Source organism: Streptomyces alkaliphilus (genome assembly GCF_014141535.1).
GTDB classification, from domain to species: domain Bacteria; phylum Actinomycetota; class Actinomycetes; order Streptomycetales; family Streptomycetaceae; genus Streptomyces; species Streptomyces alkaliphilus.
In genome coordinates, this window is the sequence record NZ_VKHT01000453.1 from 1 (window position 1) to 4,051 (window position 4,051).

4 protein-coding genes and 1 tRNA gene are annotated in these 4,051 nt (G+C 74.4%); 2 read left to right on the forward strand and 3 right to left on the reverse strand.

Features of this window, described 5'->3' with window-relative positions; all coding sequences use genetic code 11:
• The first annotated feature begins 83 nt into the window (after window positions 1-83).
• A tRNA-Val gene (locus tag FNQ90_RS14810) sits at window positions 84-155 on the forward strand.
• 238 nt (window positions 156-393) lie between these two features.
• Here the strand turns inward: FNQ90_RS14810 and FNQ90_RS14815 are convergent.
• The 3 genes from FNQ90_RS14815 to FNQ90_RS14825 form a co-directional block, all read right to left on the reverse strand.
• Entirely contained in the window at window positions 394-1,029 is a 636-nt protein-coding gene (locus tag FNQ90_RS14815; protein ID WP_182606813.1) for a DedA family protein, read from the reverse strand.
• Between the two features lie 327 nt (window positions 1,030-1,356).
• Window positions 1,357-1,890 carry a TetR/AcrR family transcriptional regulator gene (locus FNQ90_RS14820; RefSeq protein ID WP_182606815.1) on the reverse strand — a complete coding sequence of 178 codons (534 nt, stop codon included), beginning with the start codon at window positions 1,888-1,890 and terminating at the stop codon, window positions 1,357-1,359.
• Window positions 1,891-1,912: 22 nt separating this feature from the next.
• Window positions 1,913-2,749: an alpha/beta fold hydrolase gene (locus tag FNQ90_RS14825; protein WP_182606814.1), complete on the reverse strand. Its 837-nt coding sequence runs from the start codon at window positions 2,747-2,749 to the stop codon at window positions 1,913-1,915.
• Between the two features lie 581 nt (window positions 2,750-3,330).
• Between FNQ90_RS14825 and FNQ90_RS14830 the strand changes: the two genes are divergently transcribed.
• Window positions 3,331-3,912, forward strand: a complete 582-nt coding sequence (locus FNQ90_RS14830) for a TMEM165/GDT1 family protein (RefSeq protein ID WP_143620703.1) — start codon at window positions 3,331-3,333, stop codon at window positions 3,910-3,912.
• Window positions 3,913-4,051 lie beyond the last annotated feature (139 nt).

Below are 4,051 nucleotides of genomic sequence, written 5' to 3' on the forward strand. Positions count from 1 at the left end.
GCACCGGGTCGGGCGGTCCACCCCTCGGAAGAGGGTGACCCCCGTCCCCCGGTGGCATGTACCCTGGTCCCGGTCCATGACCGGGGCGCATAGCTCAGCGGTAGAGCGCTTCCCTTACAAGGAAGATGTCACAGGTTCGATCCCTGTTGCGCCCACCGGAACATTTCCGCTCACACCCGTGGCGTCGTCGGTTCGGGGCCCCGATCCCGTCCGCCGGACGGGATGGCCGCCTGACCCCCGGGACACCCGGTGTGCGCCCGGAGCCCCGGCGGTGGTGTCCCCGTCCCGGGGGCGGGCTCATCGAGAACATTCGGCCCTCGACGTGATGCCGTGGGCGATCGCCGCCCGTCCGGATCGCGTGGCGGCCCCCGGGCGAGGGGCGGAAGGGGGGTCTCAGCCGGCGGCCGGTGCCGGGGAGCGGCGCAGGAAGCGGCCGGCGAACGCCCCGACCAGCAGCAGCGCGGCCAGGGAGGCCAGCGTGCCCGGCCAGCCACCGCCCAGCAGGGAGACCCCGAGGTAGCCCAGGCCCACGCTGTACCCGGCCCAGACCACCGCGGCCACCGCCGACCAGGGAAGGAAGTCGCGTTGGCGACGTCTGCTGGCGCCCGCGCCGAGGCTTACCACCGCCCGGCCCGCGGGGGCGAAGCGCGCCACGATCACCAGGGGGCCGCCGCCACGTGCCAGCACCTCGCCCAGCCGCGCCCGGGCCGCGACCAGCCTGCGGGAGCGGGAGATGAACCCCTCCAGACGTCGACCGCCGTGCAAGGCGAGCCGGTAGGCGGCCAGGTCGCCGATGATCGAGGCGCTGGCCGCGCACAACAGCAGTACCAGGACCTCCGGCAGGTGGGTGCCGGGGACCGGGCCGGGGAGGCCGTACGCCTCGGCGGCGGTGCCCGCGGCGACGGCCGCCGCCGCGACCACCAGTGCGCCGCTGGGGAGCAGGGGCACGAAGACGTCCAGCAGGACGCAGAGCATCACGGCCACATAGATCCACGGGGCGTACAACAAAATCCCGAGGGTTTCCGGCACGGGCCTCTCCCGGATGCGATCGATGTCACCTGCGGTGTCGTCGGGCCGTTTCCGGAAGGGCGTGCGCCGGCGGTGGGAGCGGCGGCCGGCTCGCGCGGGCGGGGGCAACACCGTTCCGCCGTACAGCCTATGCCGGGCTCCCCCGGAAGGGGCACGGGGGTGCGCCGGCGGATCCGGAATCCGGCGTTCCGGCACGGGCGGGGTCGCCCGGGCCGGCGTGGATGATTCCGCCCCGACCCCGGCGTCACGCGGATGGGCCGGACGGGTGTCGACGCCCCCTCGAACAGGGCGGCGGGCCCGTGGCGGATGGAGGGCGGCGGCGCGTTCTCACATCGCGCGCAGGCCCCGGTCGGCGAAGGTGATCAACCACTCGAAACTCTCGTCGATGTCGGTACTCCATTGGAAGCCGTTGGCCGTCTGCAGGGTGGCGAAGCCGTGGCAGAGGCTGCGGAGCATCCGCAGGGCGTGGTCCACGTCGGCCTCCCCGATCCCGTAGCCCCGCAGGACCGCGGTGAACGCGTCGAGCAGTCGCCGGCCCGCGAGGGCCAACGGATCGTCCGGCCCCGACGGTTCCATGCCGATCGTCGCGGCGTACCGGCCCGGGTGCTCCAGGACGAAGCCGCGGAAGGCGCGTGCCGCGGCCGCCAGGGCGTCACGGCCCGCGCGCCCCCGGACCGCATCGTCGACCGCGTCGGCGGCCTCGCCCAGTGCCAGGGCCGCGATGCGCCGCTGGAGGTCCTCCTGGCCGCCCACGTGCTTGTACAGGGAGGGCGTGCGCACCCCCACCCGCTCGGCGAGCAGGCCCATCGTCAGGTGGGGGAGGCCCACCTCGTCGGCGAGGGCGGCGCCGGCCGCGACCACGGCCGCCGGGTCCAGGCCGACCCTAGGCACGGGCGGCGTCCGAACGGAGGAAGTCGAGCACGAGCGAGGCCACCCGGTCGGGGAATTGGTCGTGCGGGTAGTGCCCGGCCCCCTCGATCATCTCGAGTCGCCCGAGGCCGGCCGGGAGGGCGTCGACGATCGCCGAACCCTCGGCGTGCGGGTCGGCCCAGTCGGGGTCGAGCGTGCCCATCACGACCAGGACGGGACAGCGGACGTCGCCGAGTAGCGCGCCGGCGTCGGTCGGGGCGCTGCGGCCCATGCCCCGCAGGGCCCTCATCCGGCCCGGTTCGCGCAGCAGGGAGTCGACGCGGTCGAGTCGTTCGGTCCAGTGGGCCGGTTTCACGCCGGGGTAGGCCAGGTCGAGGTACGAGCGCCAGAGCGACACGCTGCCGAGGACCCCCGCGCCGAGCAGCCGCAGCATGGCCCGGCGATAGCGCCTCACGCGCAGGTCGCCGGGACGGATCGACTGCTTGCGGGTGAAGGGTGCCAACTCGACCACCGAGCTGATCAGGGAGGGCTCCCGCGCCGCGGCGATGGTCGCGGCGCCGCCGGAGAACGAGTGGCCGACGAGGGCGGCCGGACCGCCCAGTCGGCGGATGAGGGCGAGCAGGTCGTCCGCGACGGCGGTGCGGCTCCAGCTCGGCCAGTCGACGTCGGACTCACCGCAGCCGCGCAGGTCGACCGCGGCGACCCGGTGGCCCCCCGCCGCCAGGCGCGGGACCACGGCCCGGTACGCGGCGCGGCTGTCGCCCATGCCGTGGGCGAGAACGATCAGCGGGCCGACCCCTGTCACCTCGTAGGCGATCGTGCCGCCCTCGACGGCGAGGTGCTCGGTCATGGGACCTCCCGGAAGTGGCTAATGAGATTAGCCAAAAGCTAATCTCATTAGCCTGAGCTGTCAAACGGGCGGCTCGGTGCTGCTCCCGGCCGGGAACAGCACCGAGCCGCCGCGCGAGGGACCGGGCACGGACCCGGGCGGGGCGCCGGGAGCGTGACCGGCGGTGTGGGCCGGCTCGACCGCGACGCGGCCGGGGTGGGGTCCCGTCACCCCCGAGGAGGGGGTCCGAAGCCGGCCGCGGGGACCCCGTCCCGACCACGGGCCGTGGAAGCCCCCGGTGGGGTGCCGTCCTCGTTCACCCCTTCGTCGCCCCGGTCCGGAACGCCCCCGCTTCCGTCCCGGGACGCCCGGCGGGTACATTGGTCGGCACTGAAGGGGAGTAGCCCGTCGCCGGCCCGTCGACACACTGGTCCGCCGCCCACGCGGTGGACCCGGCGCCCGGGGGCGGAGGGAGCGCGGTCCACGCGGTCCGTCCGTCGGCGAGACCTTCGGCCGCAGTGTCATCGACGCTGCCGTGCCGAAGCGTGCGCTCCCCGCGGACACCTCGGTGCGGCACGAGCCCCGGAAGGACCGAGGAAACCGTGTTCACCCTCTCCGTCGCCGCCGTGACCTTCGGCGTCGTCTTTCTCGCCGAGTTGCCCGACAAGACCGCGCTGGCCGGCCTGCTGCTCGGCACCCGCTTCCGCGCCTCCTACGTCTTCGTGGGCGTGGCCGCCGCGTTCGTGGTGCACGTGGCGCTGGCCGTGGCGGCGGGCAGCGTGCTGACGCTGTTGCCGCAGCGCCCGTTGCAGGCGGTGGTGGGAACCCTCTTCCTGCTCGGCGCCTTCCTGTTGCTGCGCAAGCGTCCCGATGAGGACGAACAGGTGCGGGCCCCGGCCGACACCTCGTTCTGGAAGGTCTCCGGAGCGGGCTTCATGCTCATCCTGGTCGCGGAGTTCGGCGATCTGACCCAGATCATGACGGCGAACCTGGCCGCCCGCTACGAGGATCCGCTGTCGGTGGGGATCGGGGCGGTCCTGGCGCTGTGGGCCGTGGCCGGGATCGGCATCCTCGGTGGCCGGGCACTGATGCGCCGGGTGCCGCTGCGGTTGATCACCCGCGTCGCGGCGACGGTGATGTTGATCCTGGCAGCCCTGAGCTTCTGGGAGGCGATCACCGGCTGAGGCCGTCGCCCACACCGAACCGCGACGTGCCGTCCGCCCCGATCGAGTCGGGGGGACTGCACGTCGCGGTGGGGAAGTGCCGTCCGGCGCACGCACCCGGCGGGGTGGTGGGCGCGGGCGCCGGACGGGGTTCGGGAGC

What these genes read in the sequence shown, in the direction of transcription:
- FNQ90_RS14825 (WP_182606814.1), bottom strand. Translation starts at nt 2,749, where the DNA reads ATGACCGAGCACCTCGCCGTCGAGGGCGGCACGATCGCCTACGAGGTG.